Below are 23,208 nucleotides of genomic sequence, written 5' to 3'. Positions count from 1 at the left end.
GTGCTCACCAGAGACTCTCCCCCACCAGACGGCGCGATATCAGGTTCGCGCCCACGATCAAGATGGCGCCGATGATGGCTTCGAAGAAGCCGATGGCCGCGGCGTAGGAGAAGTTCGCTCCCTGCAGCCCCACGCGGTACAGGTACGTGGCGATGACATCAGCGGTCGGATACAGCAACGGGTTGTAGAGCAGCAGCACCTTCTCGAAACTGACCGAGAGGAAGTTGCCCATATTCAGGATCAGCAACACCACCATCGTGGGCCGGATCCCCGGCAGGGTCACGTGCCACGTCTGTCGCCACTTACTGGCCCCATCAACCCGGGAGGCCTCATAGAGTTGCGGATCGATCGTGGTCAGTGCGGCCAGGTACAGGATGGTGCCCCAGCCAACGGTCTGCCAGATCTCCGAGGTGATGAAGATGGTCCGGAACCACTCGGACTGCTGCATGAAGGAGATCGGACCGGCCCCGAACACGTCGAGGATCTGGTTGATCGTGCCGCGTATCGAGACGATCTGGAGCACCATCGCCGCGACCACCACGATGGACATGAAGTGCGGCAGGTAGGAAATGGTCTGCACGGTGCGCTTGAACACTCGCGAACGCAACTCGTTCAGCATCAGCGCCAGGATGATCGGCAGCGGGAACACGATGGCCAGGCTCAACCCGCCCAGGATGAGGGTGTTCTCGAAGGCGTTCCAGAAACTGGCATCGCCCAGGATCATCCGGAAGTACCGCAGGCCCACGAACTCGTCACCGAAGATGCTCCCGCCGGGACGGTACCGGCGCACCGCGATCACGTTTCCCGCCATCGAGATGTAGCGGAAGATCAGGAACCAGATCACCGGAAGCACCAGCAGGGAGTACAGCCGCCAGTCCTTCTTCAGCGCGATCCGCCACTCGTGCCCGTGCCTGCCCAGCCACGACCGCGGCCCTTCCTTGCGCGGCCCGCCGCTGGGGCCGTCGGCGCCGACTCCGACCCCGACGGCGACGCCAGGCCCGGGGATCTCGCGGCCCGGGGGGATGCCGGCTCCGGGCATGGGCTGCGGTGCGGTCACGATGACACCCCCGCAGTAGTTTCGCCGGGATCGACGACGACGACGGGAGCCAGTTCGCGGTCATGACCCACCGTGCGTAGGGCGCCGGTCAGGTCCAGGTCCACCTTGGCGAGGGTCTGGGTGACCGAGCGTCCGATGTGCAGGCTGACCTGCCCGGGTTCGACGATCCGCTCGCCGGCGAGTCCGGTGAAGGAGGTGAGGTCGGCCGACAGTGTGAAGCGCACCCCAGCGGAGGCTCCGGCATCGAGCGGCACCCGGGCGAAGGCGATCAGGCGGCGCACCGGCTGCGTCACCTGCGCCACATGGTCCTCCAGATAGACCTGGACGACCTCGGTGCCGCGCCGGTCCCCGGTGTTGGTGACGGTCAACTCCACCGTGACCAGCCCGGCCGTGTCCCACTCGGTTCCACCGCCGGCCACTGTCGCCTCACCCCACTCGAAGGAGGTGTAGGTCAGGCCGTGGCCGAAGGGGAAGAGTGCGCTGGGATCGAGGTTGGAGACCGTGGAGGCCTGGCCGAGCGGGGCGGCGAGGTAGGTGCCGGGCTGGCCGCCGGGGTCCCGGGGAATGCCCACCGGCAGCCGGCCGGAGGGGTTGATCGTGCCGGTAAGCACCTCGGCGATGGCCTGACCGCCGTGCTGGCCGGGGAAGAAGCCCTGCACGATGGCCGCGACCCGGTCGGCATAGTGTCCCAGCGCGTAGGGGCGGCCGGTCAGTAGCACCAGCACCACCGGGGTGCCGGTGGCCAGCATCTCCTCGATCAGTTCGCCCTGGATCCCGGGCAGGGCCAGGTCAGCGGCGTCGCACCCCTCTCCGGAGGTGCCCCGCCCGAAGAGCCCGGCGCGGTCGCCGACGACCACGACGCATGCATCCGCCGCGCGGGCTGCCTCGGAGGCCTCGGCCAGGCCGGAGCGGTCACTGTCGGTGACGTCGCAGCCTCGGGCGTACCGGACGCTGCCGAGTTCGGCCTCGAGACCGGCCCGCACCGTGGTGATGTCGATGCCGATCTCGTGGTCAGGATGCTGGGCTCCCACGTGCGCCGGGAAGGAGTAGCACCCGAGCATGCTGTAGGGGTCATCGGCCAAGGGGCCGACCACCGCGATCGAGGCGCCTGGTGCCAGCGGCAGGGTGTCGCCGTTGGCCACCAGCACCACCGACTCCCGCGCCATCTCCAGGGCCACCTCGCGGGCCGGCTCCGGGTCGAGGGCCAGCGACTCGGGATCGGCCTGCTCCGGGGCGTAGTCGGCGTCGAGCAGACCGAGTTCGATCTTCTGGATCAGGACCCGCCGCACCGCCCGATCCAGGATCGTCTCGGCGACCCGGCCCTCTGCGAGGGCACGGGCGAGCGGATCGCCGTAGGCGTCGATGGTGGGCAGTTCCACGTCCACGCCCGCGGTCAGGGCAAGAGCGGCAGCGTGCGATCCGTCGGCCGCCACCCGGTGCAACCGCTCGAGGAAGCGGACGCCGAAGTAGTCGGCCACCACGGTGCCCTCGAAGCCGAGGGTGTCCCGGAGCAGGTCGGTCAGCAACCAGGTGTCCGCCGCCGAGGGCACGCCGTCGATGTCGGTGTAGGAGTGCATGACCGAACGGGCCCCGCCCAGGCGCAACGCCGCCTCGAACGGGGGAAGAAGGACGTCGGCGAACTCGCGGGTGCCGATCGAGACGGGGGCCAGGTTGCGCCCGGCCCGCGACGCCGAGTAGCCCACGAAGTGCTTCAGGGTGGCCACAATCCCGGTCGACTCCAGTCCGCGGACGTATGAGGCACCCACCATCCCCACCAGGAAGGGGTCTTCGCTGATCGTCTCCTCGGTGCGGCCCCACCGGTAGTCCCGGGTTACGTCGAGCACGGGCGAGAGACCTTGGTGCACGCCGGCGGCCCGCATGGTCTGCCCGATCAGGGTGGCCATCTGTTCCACCCGCTCGAGGTTGAACGAGGCGCCCCAGGACAGCGGGATCGGGAAGGCGGTGGCCTGCCAGGCGGCGAAGCCTGCCAGGCACTCCTCGTGCACCTGGGCCGGGATGCCGAACCGGTTGGCCGCCATCACCTCACGCTGGGAGTGGGCAAGCGAGCGAGCGCCCAGCGCCGGCTCCACCGGTGCGGTTCCGTATGGCCGGCTGAGTTGGCCCAGACCGTCGGCGATCACGGCCTCCCACTCCAGGCCCTGGGGCATGTCCGACTGGTTCGGGGCCACCCCGGCTCCCGAGGCGTCCGCGCCGACCCACAGCCCCACGATCTGACCGAGCCTCTCCGCCTGGGTCATCTCGGCAAGAAGACCATCGGCGCGCTCCGCCGGTGTGCGGGTGCGGTCACGCCAAGGCGGCACCTGCGACTCAGCGGTGCGTTCGGCGCTTATGTCCGTCGTCATCGGCTCCGGTCCACTTCGTTGTGCTGACACTCTGATCGAAACTTTCGTGAAAGCATCGAAAGTTGCTTGGTGCGACCTTAAGCGGATGTGCCCGAACTCGTCAAACAACGTTTCGGTAACGGCATGGTCATGGTGATACCCTGAAGCCGAAACTTTCGCATCGGAGCAATAGGGGAACGATGAGCAACGAGGCCATGGCGGCCCAGAAGCCCAGGGCAACGATCGCCTCGATCGCGGCAGAGATCGGCGTCTCGGTGCCGACCGTGTCCAAGGTGCTGAACGGCCGTCCCGACGTCGCCAGCCAGACCCGCGCGAAGGTCGAGGAAGCGCTTGAGCGCCACCAGTACCGGCGACGCCGCTCCGGCCACCGAACCAGCCCGGCCCTACTGGACCTGGTTTTCCACGAGCTCGACTCGGCCTGGTCGGTGGAGATCATTCGCGGGGTGGAGACCGTGGCCGCCGCGCGCCAGATCGGGGTGGTGCTCTCTGAACTGGGTGGTGAGCACCGGCCCAAGCAGGAATGGCTCGATGCCGTCCTGGCACGACGCCCGGCCGGGGTGCTCTTCGTGCTCTCCGGCGTGGAGGCCGCGCAGCGATATCAGTTGGAGTCCCGATCGATCCCGTTCCTGGTGCTGGATACCGATGGCGAGCCACCGGTCGGCATCCCCACGGTCGGGTCGAACAACTGGAGCGGTGGACTGTCCGCCTCCCGGCACCTGCTCGGCCTGGGGCACCGCAGCCTGGCGGTGATCTCCGGACCCAAGGACGTCTTGTGCAGCAGGGCCCGGGTGGACGGGTTCCGCAGCGCTCACGACGAGGTCGGCGTGAGTGTGAACCCGGAGTTCATCCGGCACGGGCTGTTCCACGTCTCGACCGGCTACCAGCACGGCCGGGACCTGCTGGACCGGCCGGACCGGCCCACCGCCATCTTCGCCGGCTCCGACATGCAAGCCCTCGGCGTACTCCGCGCGGCCCATGAACTGGGCCTGCGGGTGCCCGAGGATCTGTCGATCGTGGGATACGACGACGTCGCGGTGAGCCAGTGGATCGAGCCGGCGCTGACCACGGTGCACCAGCCACTCCGGGAGATGGCGGCAACCGCCACCCGGATGCTGCTGCAGCTGGCCGACGGGCAGACCCTGGCCCACCAGCGCATCGAACTTGCCACTGAACTCGTCGTGCGCCGCTCGACCGCTCCCCCGCCCTCCTGAACCGGCGACACCGCCGCCCTGACCTGGCGACACCGCACCGTGGCCTGCCCGTACGATCATTAATTGTCGATCTGTACAAGTCGGAACACCCCGCCGGATGAACGTGTACGGCTGCTAGCACTACGGCAGAATGGACCGTGCCCCGCCGCTGCGGGGCGATGGTGCCCCCGCGGGTGGTGGCGAGACCGCGTGGTGGCGAGTTCCGGTGAAGGTGGATGTCGATGAGCGCTCCCAGTGTCAGTTACTCCATAACGGTGCGGCTGGATCTGCCCGCAATACCCACGGCGGTGAGCCTGTTGACCACCGCGGTGGAGAGGGCCGGCGGTGTGGTGACCGCGGTGGACGTGTCGGCCTCCGGGCCAGACCGCCTGCAGGTCGACCTGACGTGTGCCACCGGCGGCGAGAGCGACGCACGCAAGGTCGTAGACACCCTCGGCGAGGTCGAGGGTGTGCGAATCGGACGGGTCTCGGACCGTACGTTCCTCGCGCACCTGGGTGGGAAGATCCAGATCGAACCGAAGATGCAGATCCGGCACCGCGACGACCTCTCCCTGGTGTACACCCCGGGCGTGGGGCGGGTGAGCCAGCAGATCGCGGCACATCCCGAGGACGCCTCCCGCCTGACGATCAAGCGCAACACCGTCGCCGTGGTCTCCGACGGCTCGGCGATCCTGGGGTTGGGCAACCTCGGACCGCTGGCCGCGCTGCCGGTGATGGAGGGCAAGGCCGCCCTGTTCAAGCAGTTCGGCGGCATTGACGCTTTCCCGCTGTGCCTGGACACCCAGGACGTCGATGAGATCGTCCGGACCGTCAAGGCCGTCGCCCCGGTCTTCGCCGGGATCAATCTGGAGGACATCTCCGCGCCCCGGTGCTTCGAGATCGAGGACCGGTTGCGCAAGGAACTGGATATCCCCGTCTTCCATGATGACCAGCACGGCACCGCGATCGTTGCTCTGGGCGCCCTGACCAATGCGTTGAAGGTGGTCGGGAAGAAGCTCGAGGACGTCCGGATCGTCCAGGCCGGTGCCGGTGCCGCCGGATCGGCGATCCTGCGGCTGCTGCTTGCCGCCGGTGCCACCGATGTGGTGGTTGCCGACGTGGGCGGCATCGTGCACGCCGACCGGGACAACCTCGATCCGTCGCTGGAGTGGGTCGCCGAGGCGACCAACAAGCGTGATCTGAAGGGCACCCTCTCCGAAGCACTGGTCGATGCCGACGTGTTCATCGGGGTCTCGGCACCGGACCTGGTCTCCGAGGATGACGTGAAGTCGATGGCGGAGGGGGCGATCGTGTTCGCGATGGCCAACCCGATGCCGGAGATCGACCCGGTGATCGCCACCCGGCACGCCGCCGTGGTGGCGACCGGCCGCAGCGATTTCGCCAACCAGATCAACAACGTCCTGGCATTCCCGGGGGTCTTCCGCGGACTGATCGACGCCCGTTCCACGCGGATCACCGACGAGATGCTCATCGCCGCCGCCCACGCGGTGGCCGATGTGGTCACCGCCGACGAACTCAACGCCACCTACATCGTGCCCAGTGTCTTTCACAGCGATCTGCACACCACGGTGGCAAAGGCGGTTCAGGCGGTCGCCGAGCGCGACGCCGCGAGCCTGTCCTCACAGGATGAGCACCCCAACCCCATCGAGTTGGAGTTCAAGAAGGACTGAGTCCATCCGAGCCGGCCGGTCGGCCGGTCGGCCAACCAGGCCTGCGAATCAGGCCTGCGGGTCAGGCCTGCGGGTCAGGCAACGACGGGTGGTGTCACCACGTCCACCCACGACCACACAGCTCGAGTTCGCGCCGGGCACGTTCGGCATCGGCCTTCGGACCGGCGGGAACCGACCGGGCCGACAGGCCGGCGAGTGCGCAGGCATCGGCGAGCATGGAGTCGTAGGCCCACAGCGTCGTTCGCCAGTGGTGCTGCCGCGCGAACATGTCCGGGTCGGAGTCGATTCGCCGCAGGATCGCCGTCAGTGTGGTCAGCCGCATCTGCATCTCCAGCACCCGGAACACCTCGCGCGCTTCGGCCTCCTCTGCTCGCCGGCGAGCCCACGGCCACCAACTCTCGATCCACTCCCGCAGATCGCGTCGGTCCGTGGCGTACTCGACGGCAGCCCGGGGACGCCGGGGCCGGATCATCATCGGGGCCCCGCTCAGCGAATCCAACAGCCACTTCATCGAGCGCCTCACCCTCAGTATCCATTCTCCCAGGGATTTCGCGGTTCTGCCAGGTGGATAAGCGCGCAACGATCACATCCGGTAGGCAACGCCGACCTCCCTCCTCCGTTCTCGCCGTGCCGCCGGCGATGTGCCGGTGCCAGACTGGACGCCATGTACCCAGCAGGGATGATCAACCCCGATTCCGACCGCCGCGAGGGAGTCAGTTGCGCCGGCGTGTACATCGCGGCCGATCGCGAGCGCGTCGTGGAGGTCCTGGAGTCCCTGGGCTTCAGCGGCTGGATCGGTCCGGCCCAGGGCCGGTGGGTGCTGGTGGTCGCGGAGAACCCGTTGGGCAAGGTTGCTGCTGGTAACCGGACCATCGACGCGGTGGGGCGGGACCTGGCCACGACCACCGGCACCCTTGCGCTCGTTGCTCAGATCCGGCGGGACGAGGCCCTTCGGTTGTGGCTCTACGACGGTGACGAGCGCGTCGCGACGGTCGACACCAACCCGCCCGAGCCCGAGTACGGTGCGGGGCCCGGGCACGGCGAGTTCGGCGGGGCCGTTCCGCTCGACGAGTTCGGCGAGCCGATGCTGGACGAGTTCGGTGAACCGGTCGGGATGGCGATGCTCGAAGAAGACTCGGACGGGTTGACTTACGCCCCCATCGCACAGGCCCTGGACCTGCCGGAGGTCTCCGACGAACTCACCGAGTTGCTGGAGGACGAGCTCAGCGAGGACGAGAGCGAGTCCGAACGGCTCACCGCCATGGCTCGGCTCCTGGGGCTACCCACCTGGCTGGTCTCGGCGACGTCGCTGCCCAAGGACATCTGGGGTGGCCCGCGCCGGGAGGAAATGATCCGCCTCCAGGTCGGGCGGCAGGGTGCCGCCGGGGCGCTACTCGGCTTCGTGACTCGCCGCACCACCCGCCGCCCGCCTGCGCGCCCGGAGCGGCGCTAGCACCGGCCCCACCACCACCCCGAAGCCGACCGAACCCCTCCCAGCACCCCGAAGCCGACCGCACCCCTCCCAGCACCCCGAAGCCGACCGCACCCCTCCCAGCACCCCGAAGCCGAGCCCCGGCGCCGAGAGCGAGCCCAACAGGTATCGCCCTGGGCGGCCACGATCGCCCTGGGCGGCCTGGGCGGCCACGATCGCCCTGGGCGGTCTGGGCGGCCACGATCGCCCTGGGCGGCCTGGGCGGCCAGTTCTCCACAGCCGCCCCTGGCTATCCACACAGTCGCACCGGGGGCTCACCGCACAGCGTGGTCTCCGGACACCATGTCGCGATGGTCGCCAACGCCCCCCGGATCCGGTTCACCTCCGATTACCCGCCCGGTGCGGTCGACCGGCTCCGCCGTCAAGGCGTACTGGTCAGGGTGCGACGCGGTGCGTACGCCGAGGCCGGTGCGTACGAGGACGGCCGCGTGAGCGAACTGCTGGCGCGGTGCCGTGCTGTCCACCGTGCCCTCCGGACGGCCTTCGCCTTCAGCCACGAGACAGCCGCCGCGCTGCACGGGATCCCGACGTGGTTGGAGCGTACGGACAAAGTGCACATCCTGCAGACGTCTCACCCCGCCGGGAACCGCGCCCGGGACGTCATCCGGCACCGGGTTGTGGAGTTGCCGGAGGCGGACCTCGTGCGGACGCTGGGCCTACCGGTCACCGGTTTGGATCGCACCTGCGTGGACTGCGCGCGTACCCAGCGGCCCGGTCCCGCGCTCTCCACAGCGGATGCGATCCTTCGCCGGCTCGCGGGGACCACCCGGTTCGACTGGCCGGCATCGTCCGCCCGTGAGGCGCAGATCCGAGCCGCCTGGCTGAACAGGGTGGCGGACGCGGGGCCGGTCCGGGGAGTGGTACGGGCCCGCGCGGTGCTCAGCCATGCCGACGGCCGATCCGAATCGGCGGCCGAGTCGCTGGTTCGCTGGATCGTGCTGTCCGCAGGGTTCACCGCACCCGACCTTCAGGTAGGGGTCGCCACGGAGTTGGGCACGTTCTATCCGGACCTGTTGTGGTCCGGTGCCGACGTTCATAGCGAGTGGCAGATGGTCGGGCTGGAGTACGACGGCGTCGCCAAATACACCCAAGGCAGCGACGTCTACGACGAGAAGCGCCGCGAGGACGCCCTGCGGTCAGCCGGATGCCTTATCGTGCGCGCAACCCGTGCCGACCTGAGAGATCCCGGTCGCCTGCTCACCGACCTGCGCCGCCACGTACACGCCAGCACGCGCCTGCCACCCGAACGCCGCGGCCTACGCGAAGCGGACTAAGCCCGGCCGATCACCGAAGCCGAGCCCCGGCGTCGAGGGCGAGCCCCACAGGTATCGCCCTGGACGGCAACTATCGCCCTCAGCGCCCCGGGGCTGCGCAGCGGCCGGAGGGGGGATCGGACGGGGTCAACCGAAGATGGCCGGCAGTGTGGCGTGGTGGGCCTGCTCCAACTCGGCCATGGACAGACTGAACTGTCCGGCCAGATCCAGCCCCACGCCGTCGTCGCTCACACCCAGGCGCAGCACCGGGACCCCGTGCTGGGCGGCCAGGTCGATCACCGCATCGGTCTCGGTGGTGGCCACCAGCGCCCGGGCGGTGGACTCGGAGAACAGCGCCGTGGCGGCGTCCACGCCGTCGCGCTCCAGCACCGGCGCCAGATCGAGCCGGGCCCCGACCCCGAAGCGAAGCACCGACTCGGTCAGCGACTGGATCAGCCCGCCCTGGGACAGGTCGTGGCTGGCGCTGACCAGACCCTGGCCCACACCGGCAATCAACACCCGCGCCAGCGCCTGCTCGGCGTCCAGGTTCACCGCCGGCGGTAGCCCGCCCAGGTGGGAGTGCACCACATCGGCCCAGACCGACCCGGACAACTCAGTCGCCGTGGTACCCAGCAGCAGGATCTCCTGCCCGGCCTCGGACCATCCCGAGGGGACCACCGCGCCCACGTCGTCGAGGAGCCCGAGCACCCCGACCACCGGCGTGGGATGGATCGACGCGTCGATGTGGCCCGGGGGCAGATCAGCGGACTTGGTGGAGTTGTACAGCGAGACGTTGCCACCGGTCACCGGGATGCCCAGGGCCAGGCACGCATCGGCAAGCCCGGTGATGGAGCGCACCAGTTGCCACATCGCGTCGGAGTCCTCCGGCGAGCCGAAGTTCAGGCAGTCGGTCACCGCCAGCGGCTGCGCGCCCACGGTGGCCACGTTCCGGTAGGCCTCGGCCAGGGCATGCTGGGCGCCTACGTAGGGATCGAGTTTGCTGAACCTCCCGTTGGCGTCGGTGGCCAGGGCCACCCCGAGCCCACTGGACTCGTCCACGCGCACCACACCCGCGTCGTCGGGCTGGGCCAGGGCGGTGTTGCCCTGCACGTACCGGTCGTACTGGTCGGTGACCCAGGACTTGCTCGCCAGGTTCGGGCTCGACAGCACCGCCAGCACCTGCTCGCGCAGTTCGTGCGCCGCGGCCGGCCGGGCGAGGGCCTCGGCGGCGTCGGCGTTCAGCCCCGCCTGCCACGTCGGCTCGGCGTAGGGACGGTCGTACACGGGGCCGTCATGGGCCACGGTGCGCGGGTCCACGTCCACGATCCGCTCACCGTCGTGGTCGATGGTGAGGCGTCCGGTGCCGGTGACCTCCCCGATCACAGCGGCCTCGACGTCCCAGCGCTCGGCGATGGCCAGGAACTGCTCCAGCTTCTCCGGAGCCACCACCGCCATCATCCGCTCCTGGGACTCACTCATCAGGATCTCCCCGGCGGTCAGGGTCGGGTCGCGCAGCAGCACGTTCTCCAGGTCCACGTGCATGCCGCCGTCCCCGTTGGAGGCCAGTTCGGAGGTGGCGCAGGAGATTCCGGCGGCGCCCAGGTCCTGGATACCCTCGACCACCCGGGCGGCGAAGAGTTCCAGGCAGCACTCGATCAGGACCTTCTCCATGAAGGGGTCACCCACCTGCACGCTCGGGCGCTTGGCGGGCTTGTCCGCATCGAAGGTGGCGCTGGACAGGATCGAGGCACCCCCGATCCCGTCGCCGCCGGTGCGGGCCCCGAACAGCACCACCTTGTTGCCCACGCCCTCGGCGTTGGCCAGGTGGATGTCCTCGTGCCGCAGCACCCCCACGGCCAGGGCGTTGACGAGCGGGTTGCGCTGGTAGGCGGCGTCGAACACCGTCTCACCGCCGATGTTGGGCAGTCCCAGGGAGTTGCCGTATCCGCCGATGCCGGAGACCACGCCGTGCACCATCCGCTGCGTGTCGGGGTGGTCGGGCGCACCGAAGCGGAGTTGGTCCATCACCGCGACCGGCCGGGCACCCATGGAGATGATGTCGCGCACGATGCCGCCCACACCGGTGGCCGCGCCCTGGTAGGGCTCGACGTAACTGGGGCTGTTGTGCGACTCCACCTTGAACGTCACCGCCCAACCCTCACCGATGTCGACCACGCCGGCGTTCTGCCCGATCCCGACCAGCAACCGGGCTCGCATCTCCTCGGTGGTCTTGGCGCCGAACTGGGACAGGTGCATCTTGGAGGACTTGTAGGAGCAGTGCTCGGACCACATCACCGAGTACATCGCCAGTTCCGCGGCGGTGGGCCGCCGGCCGAGGAGTTCGCGGATCCCGGCGTACTCCTCGGTGTTCAAGCCGAGTTCGGCATAGGGCTGGGTTGCCTCAGGGGTGGCCTCGGCATGGGCGACGGTGTCGGCGGTGTGCGTCAACGAAGGGTCCTCTACGTGGCTCGGGGCAACGCAACGTAATCTACCCCCGTCCGCCTGCGGAGCGGACGACGACGCAGCCCGGGGTCCGCGGGACCGGGAGCGGACGACGACGCAGCCCGGGGTCCGCAAGAGCTGCGTCGGACGACTGCGGTCGGTAAGGCCGCGCCGCGCCCGCCCAATCGGCTGGATCGGTGTACACCGGGCTCGCCGCGGGTGAGGATGGAGGTATGCGCCTCGTCAGCATTGCCCTGGATCTGTTGGTGGTGCTCGCATTCGCGGTGGCCGGGCGGGCCAGTCACTATGACACGGTCACACCCACCGGCGTGCTGCAGACCGCCTGGCCCTTCGCCGTCGGGGCGCTGGTTGCCTGGGTGATCGCCGGGCGCACCCGGTGGGCGCTGCGCAGTCTGCGTTCGGGCCTGCTGATCTGGCCGATCACGTTGGCCCTCGGCATGGGGCTACGGTTACTGAACGGCGAGGGCACCGCGTCGGCGTTCGTCCTGGTCGCCACCGGTGTGCTGGGGCTGGGGTTGCTCGGATGGCGCGTCGTTGCGGCACTCCTGGTCCCGCAGGCACCAGGGGCGCGTCACGTATCGGAATCGAACTCCGCAGGAGGAATCACATGAGCGATCAGGAACCACACGATCACGTTGAGCAGGGTCAAACCCTCGGGGATGCGAATCTTCCCGTCGAGGCCGCCCGCGACACCCAGAATGTGCGCCGCGCCTTCGGCGAGGCGTACCAGGCCGATGGTGCCACGATCATCCCGGTGGCCAAGGTGATGGGCGGCGGTGGCATGGGCTTCGGCTCCGGGGGCGGCGACACCGCCCACGCCCAGCACGCCGAGGGCTCCGGGGGTGGCGGCGGCTTCGGCACCCGCGTCAAACCATTGGGGGTCTATTCGGTCCGGGACGGGCAGGTCAAGTGGGAGCCGGCCATCGACGTCAACCGCGCGATCATCGGCGGACAGGTCCTGGTCACGGTGCTGATCGTGGCGTGGGCGTGCGTGCGGCGCGCGCGGCACAAGGCCCGCCGCTGGGACTACCTCTCGGCACGCGCAGCCTCCCGCGGCTGAGCCCCACTCAGTCTCGGCTGGTCAGTGCGCCGGTGCGCGGCGTGCAGACCAACCGCTGAGGTAGGTGGCTGAGGCCGGTGGCCGGCCGCACCGGTTCGGGCGCCCTAACGTGCCGGCGCACCGGGTCGGGCGCCGTGCCCTACGGTGCCGCGGCGGAGAGAGAGCCGAGAATCGGCGCCAGGCGCCGGGCCATCAACTCATAACCTTCACCGTCGGGATGCAGACCGTCGGGCAACAGGTGTGCCTCGTGCAAGCCCAGGATCTGTAAGCCGTCGACCAGGTGGACGTCGTCGTCGTCGGTTTGCAGCACCTGCACCACCTCGGTGATGTCGGTGCGCATCTGCTCCAGCGTCATCCCGGCGTGGTTGGGCGTGGCCTCCCGTTCCGGGCTGGCGATCGGGGTGATCACCGTGATCGGTGCGTTCGGGTGGGCTTCGCGGACCTGTTCGATGAAACCGGAGACGTGCGGGGCGAAGGAGCGTTCGTTGAACGTCGAACCGCCGTAGATGTTGATGCCCAGGCACAGCGCGATCACGTCCGCCGGGACCGCGGCGATGGTGCGGGCGGCGATCGGGTCCAGGTGGCACTGGCCCGAGTATCCCAGGCAGGTCAGATCCCAGCCGTGGGACTGCGCCACCAGCGCCGGCCAGGTGCGGCTGGGTCCGTAAGCGGCCGAGCAGAGCGTGATCGAACTCCCGTAGGTGGTCAGGCGCCGCCCGCGTTCGATCGGCTCCACCACCTCGGCATCCTGCAGTTCCAACTCCCCGATGCGGGTCGGACCGGCCTGCGGTAGCCACAGCTGCACCTGATGGGTGCCCGGGGGCAGTGAGACCCGGACGTCGCTCACCCCCACCGGAAGGTCCATCCGGGCGTGCAGTTCGCCGTCGACCACCACATCCAGCAGCGCCACACGCTCGGTGGAGGAGTACTCGACCGGCAGCCTCAGCGCGCCGGCGTCGGTGCGGAACTCCGCCCGCACCCCGGTGGGCATCCGAGCGACCTCCAGCAGGGTGGGCGCATGGGCCCGCGCGATCCGGTCCGGCAGCACCCGCCAGGGTTGCCACCACTGCGCCTCCGGCACCCAGCCGACCGCCCCGCGCCAGAACGGACTGTCGAGGCAGGGACGTAGGATGCCGGCTTCGGTGCTCACGACCGGTCATCCTAGCCAGGCCGGGCGCGCGGGTGAGACCAGATCCCGTCCAGTGCTGTCGGGGCTAGGACCCGGTGCCTGGCAGCACCAACTGACCGATCGGTCCGGGGTTCACCGCGATCTCCCAGCGGTACCCGTCGGGATCGGCGAAGTAGCCGGAGTAACCGCCCCATTCCCGTTGCATCGCGTCCTGGATCGGGTCGGCACCCAGTCCACGAGCGCGCGCGAGGATGGCGTCGACCTCCTCGGGGGTTGCCACGTTGTGCGCCAGCGTGATCGGCGGGGCACCGGCCCCCCGGGCGATCGGACCGACCTCGGCCTCGAACGCACCGGCATCCCACAGGCTCAGCACCAGGTGCCGGCCGGTCCGGATCATCAGGACCTCACCGGGCACGTCCACTTCCGCCCGCCAGCCGAGCCCGTCCAGGTAGAAGGCTCGGGTGACATCGAGGTCACGCACCGCCAGGGTGATGAAACTGATCCGTTGGTCCATGACGGTCACGATGCCACGGACCACCGACACCACCCCTGGGAGCGGCGGCGAGCCGGACGCAACCGCGGCGGCCCCGGGCTCACCGGTTCTGGAAGCGCTCGATCCTGCGGACCGCCTCGGTCAGTTCCTCCGGCTCGCCCGCGAAGGACAGCCGCACGAACCGGTCGCCGTTCTCACGGTCGAAGTCCACACCCGGGGTGATAGCCACCCCATCGGTCTCCAGCAACTGCGCGCACCAATCCACCGACGAGGCGTAGCGCCCCATTCCCTCGGCCAGCCCGGCCCAGAGGTAGAAGGCCCCGTCCGCCGGGGCCACCGGGCCCCACCCGAGCCTGGGCAGTTCGGACAGCAGGGCCTCCCGGCTGCGGCTCATCTTGGCCACCCGCGCCTCGGCCTCGGCGTAAGCGCCATCACTGAACGCTCCGAACGCGGCAGCCTGCGCCGGTGCGGGCGGGCAGAGCGCGACGTTGCCGGCCAGGCCCGCTACGGCGTCGAGCAGGTCCGGTGGCACCAGCGCCCAGCCCAGTCGCCACCCGGTCATCCCCCAGTACTTGGAGAAGGAGGAGATCACCACCGACGTGGGCTGCGGGCCCACGTCCCAGGCACACACGCCGTGAGCGTCGCGCCCCCCGGCCCCGGAGTAGGTGATGCCGTGGTAGATCTCATCGCTGATCAGGCGCACGTCGTTGGCGCTGCACCAGGCATCCAGCGCGGTCAGCCGCTCCCGGTCGATCATGGTGCCGGTGGGGTTGGCCGGGGAGGCAAGCATCAGCCCGTCGATCCTGCCGTGGGCGGCCAGCACCGCCTCGAGCATCTGTGTGGTGGGCTGGAAGCCCACCTCCGGCCCACAGTCCAGGTCCACCACATCACAGCCCAGCACCCTCAGGATGTTGCCGTAGGCGGGGTAGCCGGGTCGCACCAGCACGACGACGTCATCTGGGTCGAACGCGGCCAGGAACGTCAGCATGAACGCACCGGAGGAGCCGGTGGTGACCACCACCTGCTCGGCATCGACCTCCATGCCGTACCAGCGCCGGTAGTGCCCGGCGATGGCCCGGCGCAGTTCCTGCAATCCCATCGGGGAGGTGTAACCGAAGTCCTGGGGGCTGACGGCGGCGTGCTCGCGCACCGCCTGCAGGGCGCCTCCGGAGGGTTCCCCGGCGCACAGGTTGATCACGTCCCGGCCCTGAGCGCGCAGCCTGGCCACCTGGTCCAGCAGCATCATGACCTGGAAGGAAGGAACGGCTGATCGGGTGGAGGCTCGCATGGTCACACGGTACCCACGCATCGGCCGTGAGGCCCCCGCTCCTCAGGGGGCGCGAGGCCCGCGCTCCTCAGGGGGCGCGAGGCCCGCGCTCGGGCGCTGTCGCCGCGTACCCGTGACGACGGGGGCCGGCTGTGCCAGGCTGGGCCGCATCCGGGAGGAAGGAGGGGGAGGTGACCTCCGTCCGGTCCGCGCCGCCCCACCGCCAGGGACACCGCCACGAGATGCAGGCGACCTACCGGTACCTGCGCCTGGCCATCATCCTGCTCACCGCGCTGTTGCTGCTGAGTGTGGCGCTGCAGATCGGGGCGGACGACGGCGAGGTTCTCGCCTCGGTCAGTGCCTACTACTACACCCCCGCCCGGGACGTCTTCGTGGCCAGCCTGTGCGCGATCGGGACCTGCCTGATCATCCACCGCGGTCGCAGCGACACCGAGGACGTGCTGTTGAACTTCGCCGGTTACCTCAGCTTCATCGTCGCGTTCGTGCCGACCAGCCCGGCTCATGCGATGAGCGCGGACAGTGCCCGCCTGCCCGATGACCTCACCCAGGCCCTGACGCAGAACACCTGGGCCGTGCTCGCGGTGGTCCTGGTGGCCTTCATCCTGGAACTCGTGGTGGTGCCGCAGCGGGAGCGGCACCTGCACACCCGGGGCGGCCGCATCGTGCTGATCGCCGGCCTGCTGGCGTACCTGGGCCTGGCGGGGGTGTTCATGTTCGCCCGCGACACCTTCCTGGCCTACGGTCACGGCGCCGCTGCGATCATCCTGTTCATCTGCGTGGTGGCCCTGGTGGGGATCAACGCCACGGCGTTGTCCCGTGCGCGCGCGGCCAATGGGATCGGGCGCCGCCGCCGGTGGGCCAACTGGTACTCCTTCGGCTTCGTGCTGATGCTCGTGACCGTGGGGATGGTGCTGGGCCCGGTGCGCGTGGTGCTGCCGCAGTGGGTGTTCGTGCTCGAGGCGGCCTTGATCCTGCAGTTCATGGCCTTCTGGGTGACTCAGACCGTCGAGCGCTGGCACGCCCCGACCCGCCCCGCCGACTCCCTGGTGCCGGGCTGATCCTGCGCCGGCCGCGCGGTCCTCACGGGTCCATCACCACGAACATCCCACCCATCAGCGGCCCCAACGTGACCAACGACAGGATCGCGGCAATGAGACCGACCGCCCGCTGGCCCCCTACGCTCAGATCCTCGGCGCCGACCTCGCGCAACCGCCCCTGCCGCCGATACATCTCGAAATGGCGGTGCAACTCCGCCCGCCCGCCTCCCTTACCCGGAATCGCGTCCATCACCAGCGGAGCGAGCGGCATCGTCCCGATCCCGAGAACGATCAACAAGGCCGACGGGCCCGCCCCGCGATCGGTCATCTGCACCAGCACCACCGCCACGATCACGGCGCATACGAACACAGCGCCGTACACCAGCAGGGCACGCCCGGGCGTTCGCACCATCCTGAGCAGCCAGGGCACGTACGTCGGCCCCAACGCCCATCGCGCACCGATCCCCCAGGCCGTCCAGACGATCAAGTAGATGAAGAACATGCTGTGACGCGTATAGACCGGCACAGGCATCAGCGTCCCGATCCTGCCCGGTCACATCTCCTCGTGGGTGTTCGGGTCGCCCCCGAACCGGCGCCCGTCGGCACGGGTGAGCGCGCTGATCGCGGTGACCTCTTCCTCGGTGAGGGCGAATCCGGCCAGGTCCAGGTTCTGGGCCTGGCGGCCGGGGTCACCGGACTTCGGCAGCGGCTGTGCGCCCAGGTGGAGGTGCCATCGCAGGATCACCTGCCCCGGACTGACGTCGTGACGCTCAGCGGCTGCGGCGATCGCCGGCGCGTCGAAGGGCACCGTGCCCTTGCCCAGCGGGCTCCAGGACTGGGTCAGCACCCCGCGTCCGACGTGATCGGTGCGCATCTGCTCCTGGGTGAAGTAGGGGTGCATCTCGATCTGGTTCAGAGCCGGGGTCACTCCGGTGGCGTCGATGATCCGGTCCAGGTGCCCGGTGGTGAAGTTGGAGACGCCGATGGAGCGCACGAGTTCACGCTCACGCACCTCCACCAACGCCTCCCACGCCTGGACGTACAGGCCCTGGCTCGGGTTGGGCCAGTGGATCAGCACCACGTCCAGGTAGTCCAGGCCCATGGTGCGCAGTGAGTCCTCCACGCTCCGCACGGCCTTGTCCTTGGCATGATCACGTCCGGGCACCTTGGTGGCCACGAGCACCTCGGCGCGGTCCAGGTCGCTGCTACGCACGGCCTTGCCCACCTCGGCCTCGTTGCCGTAGTTCACCGCGGTGTCCACGTACCGGTACCCGGCCTCCAAGGCGCTGCGAAAGGCATTCAGGCCGTCCTCGCCGCGAAGCCCGCTGGTGCCGAACCCGACGGCGGGCAGTCGGTTGCCGTCATTGAGCGGGAAGTCCGCCAGTCCTGGTGAGTCCATGCCGGCTACGGTAGCGGGCCCGCCGCCGCATCGCGCTTCCTGCCACCGCGGTCCCCTGCGACCCTCCGCCGCACCCAGCGCCGGCGGCGTACGCGGCACACCCGGCGCAGGCGCTGAGAAACTCCTGGAGCGATCGCGCCGGCAATGGCACGATCTAGGAGATGGAAAGCCTGCCCGACTTCTGGTTGCCCCGGCCGGAGGGGGCCACTGCCGGCAGCCGGGAGCGGTTCGTGGCGCTGTGGGACCACGCACTCAGCCGGGGACCGGCCGATCCGGTGCCCTATCGGCTGGCGGAACCGAAGTGGCAGTTCCTCTGCCACATCGCTGACCACGCTGACGTCGTCCTGCATGGCTCACAGCATCCGGCGATCGAACTGTTCGAACCACGCAAGGCCGACGACGTCATCGAGTTCGGTGACCGCGAGGCTGTCTATGCCGCCACCGACGGGATCTGGCCGATGTACTACGCGATCCTCGATCGGGCACGGAGCCCGATGTGGCTGACGAACGCCTGCATCCGCATCCAGGGTCCTTCCGGGGAGTGGAGCGAGCCCTACTACTTCTTCTCCATCACCGACGCCGCCCTGGTCCGTCGGCCCTGGCGGACCGGCACGGTGTACGTACTTCCCGGTGAGACCTTCACCGCCCAACCCCCGATGGCGGGGGCCCTCGGCACCGTCCAGCCGGCACAGGCGGCCAGCGCAGTGCCGGTACGACCGCTGGCCAAGATCACCGTGCACCCGCAGGACTTCCCGTTCCTCCACCAGATCCGCGGGCACGACGACCGGGTCCTCCAGGAACGCGCCACCAAGGATCCCAACGGCTTTCCTTGGCTGACCGACCCGTGAGCCCTGCCTGCCCCCGGCCCCACGCGCACCCGAGCGCGGAATACCTGCGCCCGCCAGGCGTTGCCGAGACCGTGAAGAACATCGGATTCCTCTCGTTCGGCCACTGGACCCCGCACCCGCAATCGAAGACCCAGTCTGCGTCCGACGCCCTGCTGCAGTCGATCGACCTGGCCGTCGCCGCGGAGGAGGCCGGGGCCGACGGCGCTTACTTCCGGGTGCACCACTACGCCCGCCAGTTGGCTTCCCCATTCCCACTGCTGGCCGCCATCGGAGCACGCACCAGCCGCATCGAGATCGGCACCGGCGTGATCGACATGCGGTACGAGAACCCGATGTACATGGCCGAGGACGCCGGGGCGGCGGACCTCATCGCCGGCGGTCGGCTGCAACTGGGCATCAGCCGCGGTTCCCCGGAGCAGGTGATCGAGGGGTGGCGCTACTTCGGATATCAGCCCCCGGAGGGTAAGTCCGATGCGGACATGGCCCGGATGCACACCGAGGTGCTGCTGCAGGTGCTGACCGGTGAGGGCTTCGCCGAACCGAACCCCAGGCCCATGTTTCCCAACCCGCCCGGACTGTTGCGTATCGAACCGCACTCACCCGGGCTGCGGCAGCGGATCTGGTGGGGCGCCGGATCCAACGCCACCGCCGAATGGGCCGCCGAACTCGGAATGAACCTGATGAGTTCCACCCTGAAGGACGATGAGGACGGCCGTCCCTTCCACGTCCAGCAGGCCGCGCAGATCGAAGCCTTCCGCACCGCCTGGGCCCACGCCGGGCACGGGTTCGAACCGCGGGTCTCGGTCAGCCGGAACATCATCCCGATCGTGGACGGTACCGACGCCCACTACTTCGGCGGTGAGCGTTCCGGCAAGGACCAGGTCGGCATGATCGACGCCAGCACCCAGGCAATCTTCGGTCGCTCCTACGCCGATGAGCCCGACGCCCTGGTCGAGCAACTTCGTCAGGACGAGGCCGTCGCTGCCGCCGACACCCTGCTCATCACGGTCCCCAACCAACTGGGCGTGGAGTACAACGCCCGCATCATCGAGAACCTGCTCACCCACGTCGCACCGGGCCTGGGCTGGCGCTGACCGCGAGCGAGCGAGCGACGTCCCTCGGCGAGCCGAGAAACGGAGGCATCAGGTGCCCGCGGTTCTCGCCTCGCGTCAGACGTCGTCGCGCCACGTGCGCGCACGTGTTGTAGGGGCTACGCGCGCGCCAGGTCTTCACCAGATCCTGCCCCGTCACAGCACGAGCCTCGTGGATGGTCGAAAACCGCATCTGGTCAGACTGGATGTACTTGCCACGACCGCCCAAGACGGCGTCGATCTCGGTGCAGGTGAAGTTGCTGACGGTAGTCGGTATGCCTTCGACGGCGACGCTGATCCGGCGAGCGGCATCGCCTGTTCGGCCGCGGCTGACACCTGCCGCCGGACGTACATGGCCAGCCTCCGGACCGACCGCGGCGGTGATCGTTCGCGCCGCCGGTGTTAGGGATTCAGGTAGTAGAAGACCTCCTCGCGCACGATCCTGCTGCTGGCTACGGTGCAAACGGACATCTTGACGATGCGGAACCGTTCGCCCGTCTCGCGATCTCTCATGGCAAACGTGAAGCGAATCGCGAAACGGTCGCCCCCCACCAGGGGGTCGTCCACCTGGACCGACTCCATGTCCGCACCCTCGACCTGGCGTTGGGCGTTCTCCGTGATCGCCGGCAGGCCTCGTACCTCACGTTCGACCCCGCCGTCCTCCAAGGGCGCGACACGGACGACGTCCGCGGCCAGCAGGCCGCCGGCATCGTCGAGGCGGCCGGTGCGGAACGCCTCGGCGTACCGGTGTCCCACCTCGTGGGTGGTGAGTCGTTCGAAGTCGCTGCGGTGCAGGCGCACCCAATCCTGGAAGGGTCGGGCCGCCCGTCCCAGGATCTCCTCGATGCCGGTGGTGACCGGTTCGGGACGATCCACCAGTGTCCTCCAGTACCCGAGTGCCTGGTCGGCGAAGTCCGCGCCCAGCACCGCCGCGTACTCCTCACGTGCTTCGTCCGGGTCGCGGTGCTCCACACTCAGATCGCGCCCGATGACGCCGCCGATCACGGCGATCTGCTCTCGCTGGGTCATGGTCTGCGGGCCGGTGAGGGAGAAGGCTCGACCGGCCAGTGACGGATCCAGCAGCGCCTTGACTGCGGCTTCGGCCAGATCACGCTCGTCCACGATGGACCGCCCGGCGTCGGGGTGGACCACGCGCACGGTGTCGCCGGTCCGGATCTGCTCGGCCCACTCCAGGTTATTGGCGGCGAACCCACCGGCGCGCAAGAAGGTCCACGTGCTCGGCGAGTGCGCGAGTGCACGGTCGACCTCGGCGTAGACCCCGGGCTGGACCGCACTTCCCTCACCGACATCGTGGTGCAGGTTCGCGGCCGACAGGTAGACGACGTGCCGCACCGTTTCGGTCAGCGCGTCGATCACAGATGGTATCACCGCCGCGTCGTCGCCGACCCAGATGAGGAAGGCGGCGTGGGCTCCACGTGCCGCCTCCCGGACAGCGCCGGCGTCCTGCAACGTCCCCTCGATCACGGCGACCTCGGCGGGCAGTCCCGCTGTCAGGGGGTGCCGGACCAATGCTCGTACGGCCACGTCGGCTGCGAGGAGCCCGTCGACGACGCGCCGTCCGGTCCGGCCGGTGGCACCGACGACGAGAACGGTTTGCGGAGGATTGCCGCCTCTCTGGCTCATGGGATCAGCACCGACTTCCCGACGACGCGACGTGCCTCGATCGCCGCATGGGCTTCGGCGGCACGCTCGAGGGGCCGCTTCTGCCCGATGACCGGGCGGACCGATCCCGTGGCCAGATGCTGCAGCGCTTCTCCGGCATAGCGGTGTGCGTCCTCGTCCGTGAACTCCTCGTCCAGGCCGATCACCCGGAGGTCTCGCTCGGCGGCGAGTACCTCGATATCGGCCATGTCGCCGGACGCTGCACCGTAGGAGAAGAATCGCCCGCCACGTCGCAGCAGGCTCGCCGCCTGCTCGCCCAGGTGCCCGCCGGCGCCGTCGAAGACGACATCGACCTGACCGAGCTCATCGGCCCAACCCGGCTGGCCGTAGTCGACGGCTACGGTCGCCCCTCTCCCGCGGGCGAGGTCGACCTTCTGCCGGCCGCGGGCGGCCGCGGTGACGTGGACGCCGGCGGCGGTCAACAACGGCACCAGCCAGATGCCAATTCCTCCACTGGCGGCCGTGATCAACGCCCTATCACCCGGCGACAGTCCGGAGCGGTCAACCCTACTGACGCCCATGGCACCGTCGTTCAGGACGGCCAAGGCTTCAGCGGAATCGATTCCGGCGGGGATCCGCAGTGCGCGGTCGATACTCGCTGCAGCGAACTCGGCGTAGCCGCCGCCCCGGTACGAGCCCACGGCTGAGGTACTGGTCACCACCCGGGCGCCTTTCCAGTTGTCCTTCACCCCGTCCCCGGTCTCGGTCACGGTGCCTGCGATCCCCACGCCCGGGATGAACGGCGGTTCAACCGTGAAGAAGTCCCGTCCCCAGCCACTTCGCAATTGGGTGTCGAGGAAGAGGATCTCCGCCGCTTCGACCTCGATGACCGCCTCGCCGGGACCCGGTGTCGGTCGCGGGGAGTCACGAACTTCTAAGACTTCCGGACCTCCGAAAGCGGTGACGTGCACGCTGCGCATAGGGCTATCACTCCTGGGCATGTTATCGGACTGCATTTGTCCGCTTTAAGGTAACACAGACCGGACTGGTGTTGTCCGTTAGTGTGTGCCTCATGGTTCCCCGCCGCGGACGCCAGGCCGAAGCGCGACGCAACGACATCCTCGTGCTCGAGGCCGCACTGGACGTGTTCAGCCGTGACCCCACTGCCCCGATGTCAGCCGTCGCGCAAGGGGCCGGCGTCGGTCAGGCGACCCTTTATCGGCGCTACCCCGCCAAAGAGGCGCTCCTCGTGGCGGTGGCCCGGCAAGGACTGCAGTCCATCATGGACCAGCTGCGCTCTGCGCTGGCAGGTCCGGACCCCTGGAGCGGGCTGGCAACTTTCCTGACCTGGTACGCGAACTCCGGCACCCTGCGAATGGGCAACCTGCTGGGCACCTTCACCCCGCCCGAGGACCTCTACGAACTCGCGCACCGGGGGAATCTGGCGATGCAGGAGCTCCTCGACCGCGCTATCGCAACGGGCCGGGTCAGATCTGACGTCACCGGTGCCGACCTCACCCTGATCGCGACCCAGATCGCGGCGCTCGGCGCCGCCGATGCCGAGCGCACCACGACCCTGCGGCAACGCTACGTCGACCTCGCGCTGCAGGCCCTGGCGCTCACCGATGCACCTGCGTTGACCGGCCCGGCCCCGGATGCTGCCGAACTCGAGGCACCCTGGCACGACCAGTCCTGAGTCAACTCGCCAGGGGGCCACGGCGCGCCCGGGTG

At 69.3% G+C, this 23,208-nt stretch carries 21 protein-coding genes; 10 read left to right on the top strand and 11 right to left on the bottom strand.

Annotated elements, in window-relative coordinates; all coding sequences use genetic code 11:
• Positions 1–4: 4 nt before the first annotated feature.
• Together ACO0LU_RS00505 and ACO0LU_RS00500 are read right to left on the bottom strand one after the other, a co-directional pair.
• Positions 5–1,057: an ABC transporter permease gene (locus tag ACO0LU_RS00505; RefSeq protein ID WP_424789480.1), complete on the bottom strand. Its 1,053-nt coding sequence runs from the start codon at positions 1,055–1,057 to the stop codon at positions 5–7.
• A complete protein-coding gene (locus ACO0LU_RS00500) occupies positions 1,054–3,420 on the bottom strand; it encodes a glycoside hydrolase family 3 N-terminal domain-containing protein (protein WP_424789479.1) in 2,367 nt (788 codons plus the stop codon). Before ACO0LU_RS00500 ends, ACO0LU_RS00505 begins: the two co-directional genes overlap by 4 nt.
• Before the next feature lie 179 nt (positions 3,421–3,599).
• Between ACO0LU_RS00500 and ACO0LU_RS00495 the strand changes: the two genes are divergently transcribed.
• Complete coding sequence (locus ACO0LU_RS00495; protein ID WP_424789478.1) at positions 3,600–4,631, top strand: LacI family DNA-binding transcriptional regulator; 1,032 nt, start codon at positions 3,600–3,602, stop codon at positions 4,629–4,631.
• Between the two features lie 221 nt (positions 4,632–4,852).
• Entirely contained in the window at positions 4,853–6,301 is a 1,449-nt protein-coding gene (locus ACO0LU_RS00490; protein ID WP_424789477.1) for an NAD-dependent malic enzyme, read from the top strand.
• Positions 6,302–6,395: 94 nt separating this feature from the next.
• On the opposite strand, the gene ACO0LU_RS00485 is transcribed toward ACO0LU_RS00490, so the two are convergent.
• Positions 6,396–6,812, bottom strand: a complete 417-nt coding sequence (locus tag ACO0LU_RS00485; protein ID WP_424789476.1) for a hypothetical protein — start codon at positions 6,810–6,812, stop codon at positions 6,396–6,398.
• Positions 6,813–6,980: 168 nt separating this feature from the next.
• Here ACO0LU_RS00485 and ACO0LU_RS00480 point away from each other — a divergent pair, with 168 nt between their 5' ends.
• Positions 6,981–7,754, top strand: coding sequence for a hypothetical protein (locus ACO0LU_RS00480; RefSeq protein ID WP_424789475.1), 774 nt, complete (start codon positions 6,981–6,983; stop codon positions 7,752–7,754).
• A gap of 329 nt (positions 7,755–8,083) precedes the next feature.
• Positions 8,084–9,067, top strand: a complete 984-nt coding sequence (locus ACO0LU_RS00475) for a type IV toxin-antitoxin system AbiEi family antitoxin domain-containing protein (protein WP_424789474.1) — start codon at positions 8,084–8,086, stop codon at positions 9,065–9,067.
• 126 nt (positions 9,068–9,193) lie between these two features.
• On the opposite strand, the gene purL is transcribed toward ACO0LU_RS00475, so the two are convergent.
• The gene (gene purL, locus ACO0LU_RS00470; protein WP_424789473.1) at positions 9,194–11,494 is read right to left on the bottom strand and encodes a phosphoribosylformylglycinamidine synthase subunit PurL; all 2,301 of its coding nucleotides are present in this window, start codon (positions 11,492–11,494) and stop codon (positions 9,194–9,196) included.
• 227 nt (positions 11,495–11,721) lie between these two features.
• Here purL and ACO0LU_RS00465 point away from each other — a divergent pair, with 227 nt between their 5' ends.
• Both ACO0LU_RS00465 and ACO0LU_RS00460 read left to right on the top strand, forming a co-directional pair.
• Positions 11,722–12,120, top strand: a complete 399-nt coding sequence (locus tag ACO0LU_RS00465) for a DUF3054 domain-containing protein (protein WP_424789472.1) — start codon at positions 11,722–11,724, stop codon at positions 12,118–12,120.
• Complete coding sequence (locus ACO0LU_RS00460; RefSeq protein ID WP_424789471.1) at positions 12,117–12,569, top strand: spore germination protein GerW family protein; 453 nt, start codon at positions 12,117–12,119, stop codon at positions 12,567–12,569. Before ACO0LU_RS00465 ends, ACO0LU_RS00460 begins: the two co-directional genes overlap by 4 nt.
• A gap of 139 nt (positions 12,570–12,708) precedes the next feature.
• On the opposite strand, the gene ACO0LU_RS00455 is transcribed toward ACO0LU_RS00460, so the two are convergent.
• The 3 genes from ACO0LU_RS00455 to ACO0LU_RS00445 all read right to left on the bottom strand — a co-directional run bounded on the left by ACO0LU_RS00455 (position 12,709) and on the right by ACO0LU_RS00445 (position 15,479).
• A complete protein-coding gene (locus ACO0LU_RS00455) occupies positions 12,709–13,719 on the bottom strand; it encodes a GDSL-type esterase/lipase family protein (protein WP_424789470.1) in 1,011 nt (336 codons plus the stop codon).
• A gap of 64 nt (positions 13,720–13,783) precedes the next feature.
• Positions 13,784–14,212: a VOC family protein gene (locus ACO0LU_RS00450; protein WP_424789469.1), complete on the bottom strand. Its 429-nt coding sequence runs from the start codon at positions 14,210–14,212 to the stop codon at positions 13,784–13,786.
• A gap of 79 nt (positions 14,213–14,291) precedes the next feature.
• Complete coding sequence (locus tag ACO0LU_RS00445; RefSeq protein WP_424789468.1) at positions 14,292–15,479, bottom strand: pyridoxal phosphate-dependent aminotransferase; 1,188 nt, start codon at positions 15,477–15,479, stop codon at positions 14,292–14,294.
• Between the two features lie 170 nt (positions 15,480–15,649).
• On the opposite strand from ACO0LU_RS00445, the gene ACO0LU_RS00440 reads away from it, so the two are divergent.
• A complete protein-coding gene (locus ACO0LU_RS00440) occupies positions 15,650–16,537 on the top strand; it encodes a hypothetical protein (RefSeq protein ID WP_424789467.1) in 888 nt (295 codons plus the stop codon).
• Between the two features lie 22 nt (positions 16,538–16,559).
• Here ACO0LU_RS00440 and ACO0LU_RS00435 read toward each other — a convergent pair whose 3' ends face one another.
• Together ACO0LU_RS00435 and ACO0LU_RS00430 are read right to left on the bottom strand one after the other, a co-directional pair.
• Positions 16,560–17,048 carry a hypothetical protein gene (locus ACO0LU_RS00435; RefSeq protein ID WP_424789466.1) on the bottom strand — a complete coding sequence of 163 codons (489 nt, stop codon included), beginning with the start codon at positions 17,046–17,048 and terminating at the stop codon, positions 16,560–16,562.
• Positions 17,049–17,069: 21 nt separating this feature from the next.
• A complete protein-coding gene (locus ACO0LU_RS00430) occupies positions 17,070–17,915 on the bottom strand; it encodes an aldo/keto reductase (RefSeq protein WP_424786906.1) in 846 nt (281 codons plus the stop codon).
• 161 nt (positions 17,916–18,076) lie between these two features.
• Between ACO0LU_RS00430 and ACO0LU_RS00425 the strand changes: the two genes are divergently transcribed.
• Complete coding sequence (locus tag ACO0LU_RS00425) at positions 18,077–18,763, top strand: hypothetical protein (protein ID WP_424789465.1); 687 nt, start codon at positions 18,077–18,079, stop codon at positions 18,761–18,763.
• A gap of 71 nt (positions 18,764–18,834) precedes the next feature.
• A complete protein-coding gene (locus tag ACO0LU_RS00420) occupies positions 18,835–19,857 on the top strand; it encodes an LLM class flavin-dependent oxidoreductase (RefSeq protein WP_424789464.1) in 1,023 nt (340 codons plus the stop codon).
• Positions 19,858–20,256: 399 nt separating this feature from the next.
• Here the strand turns inward: ACO0LU_RS00420 and ACO0LU_RS00415 are convergent, their stop codons facing one another.
• Positions 20,257–21,498: an NAD(P)H-binding protein gene (locus tag ACO0LU_RS00415; protein ID WP_424789463.1), complete on the bottom strand. Its 1,242-nt coding sequence runs from the start codon at positions 21,496–21,498 to the stop codon at positions 20,257–20,259.
• A complete protein-coding gene (locus tag ACO0LU_RS00410) occupies positions 21,495–22,457 on the bottom strand; it encodes a zinc-binding dehydrogenase (protein WP_424789462.1) in 963 nt (320 codons plus the stop codon). The genes ACO0LU_RS00415 and ACO0LU_RS00410 overlap by 4 nt, the downstream gene beginning before the upstream one ends.
• Positions 22,458–22,549: 92 nt before the next feature.
• Between ACO0LU_RS00410 and ACO0LU_RS00405 the strand changes: the two genes are divergently transcribed.
• A complete protein-coding gene (locus ACO0LU_RS00405) occupies positions 22,550–23,173 on the top strand; it encodes a TetR/AcrR family transcriptional regulator (protein WP_424789461.1) in 624 nt (207 codons plus the stop codon).
• Positions 23,174–23,208 lie beyond the last annotated feature (35 nt).

The sequence above is a fragment of the Pseudactinotalea sp. Z1748 genome, from assembly GCF_049725185.1.
GTDB lineage: Bacteria > Actinomycetota > Actinomycetes > Actinomycetales > Beutenbergiaceae > CALKWS01.
This window is presented reverse-complemented; position numbering and strand designations above follow the sequence as displayed.

Bases quoted from the DNA above. Each gene is read 5' to 3' on its own strand.
- ACO0LU_RS00500 (WP_424789479.1), bottom strand. From the start codon at position 3,420: ATGACGACGGACATAAGCGCCGAACGCACCGCTGAGTCGCAGGTGCCG.
- ACO0LU_RS00495 (WP_424789478.1), top strand. From the start codon at position 3,600: ATGAGCAACGAGGCCATGGCGGCCCAGAAGCCCAGGGCAACGATCGCC.
- ACO0LU_RS00490 (WP_424789477.1), top strand. From the start codon at position 4,853: ATGAGCGCTCCCAGTGTCAGTTACTCCATAACGGTGCGGCTGGATCTG.
- ACO0LU_RS00485 (WP_424789476.1), bottom strand. From the start codon at position 6,812: ATGAAGTGGCTGTTGGATTCGCTGAGCGGGGCCCCGATGATGATCCGG.
- ACO0LU_RS00480 (WP_424789475.1), top strand. From the start codon at position 6,981: ATGATCAACCCCGATTCCGACCGCCGCGAGGGAGTCAGTTGCGCCGGC.
- ACO0LU_RS00475 (WP_424789474.1), top strand. From the start codon at position 8,084: ATGGTCGCCAACGCCCCCCGGATCCGGTTCACCTCCGATTACCCGCCC.
- ACO0LU_RS00465 (WP_424789472.1), top strand. From the start codon at position 11,722: ATGCGCCTCGTCAGCATTGCCCTGGATCTGTTGGTGGTGCTCGCATTC.
- ACO0LU_RS00460 (WP_424789471.1), top strand. From the start codon at position 12,117: ATGAGCGATCAGGAACCACACGATCACGTTGAGCAGGGTCAAACCCTC.
- ACO0LU_RS00450 (WP_424789469.1), bottom strand. From the start codon at position 14,212: ATGGACCAACGGATCAGTTTCATCACCCTGGCGGTGCGTGACCTCGAT.
- ACO0LU_RS00445 (WP_424789468.1), bottom strand. From the start codon at position 15,479: ATGCGAGCCTCCACCCGATCAGCCGTTCCTTCCTTCCAGGTCATGATG.
- ACO0LU_RS00435 (WP_424789466.1), bottom strand. From the start codon at position 17,048: ATGCCTGTGCCGGTCTATACGCGTCACAGCATGTTCTTCATCTACTTG.
- ACO0LU_RS00430 (WP_424786906.1), bottom strand. From the start codon at position 17,915: ATGGACTCACCAGGACTGGCGGACTTCCCGCTCAATGACGGCAACCGA.
- ACO0LU_RS00425 (WP_424789465.1), top strand. From the start codon at position 18,077: ATGGAAAGCCTGCCCGACTTCTGGTTGCCCCGGCCGGAGGGGGCCACT.
- ACO0LU_RS00415 (WP_424789463.1), bottom strand. From the start codon at position 21,498: ATGAGCCAGAGAGGCGGCAATCCTCCGCAAACCGTTCTCGTCGTCGGT.
- ACO0LU_RS00410 (WP_424789462.1), bottom strand. From the start codon at position 22,457: ATGCGCAGCGTGCACGTCACCGCTTTCGGAGGTCCGGAAGTCTTAGAA.
- ACO0LU_RS00405 (WP_424789461.1), top strand. From the start codon at position 22,550: ATGGTTCCCCGCCGCGGACGCCAGGCCGAAGCGCGACGCAACGACATC.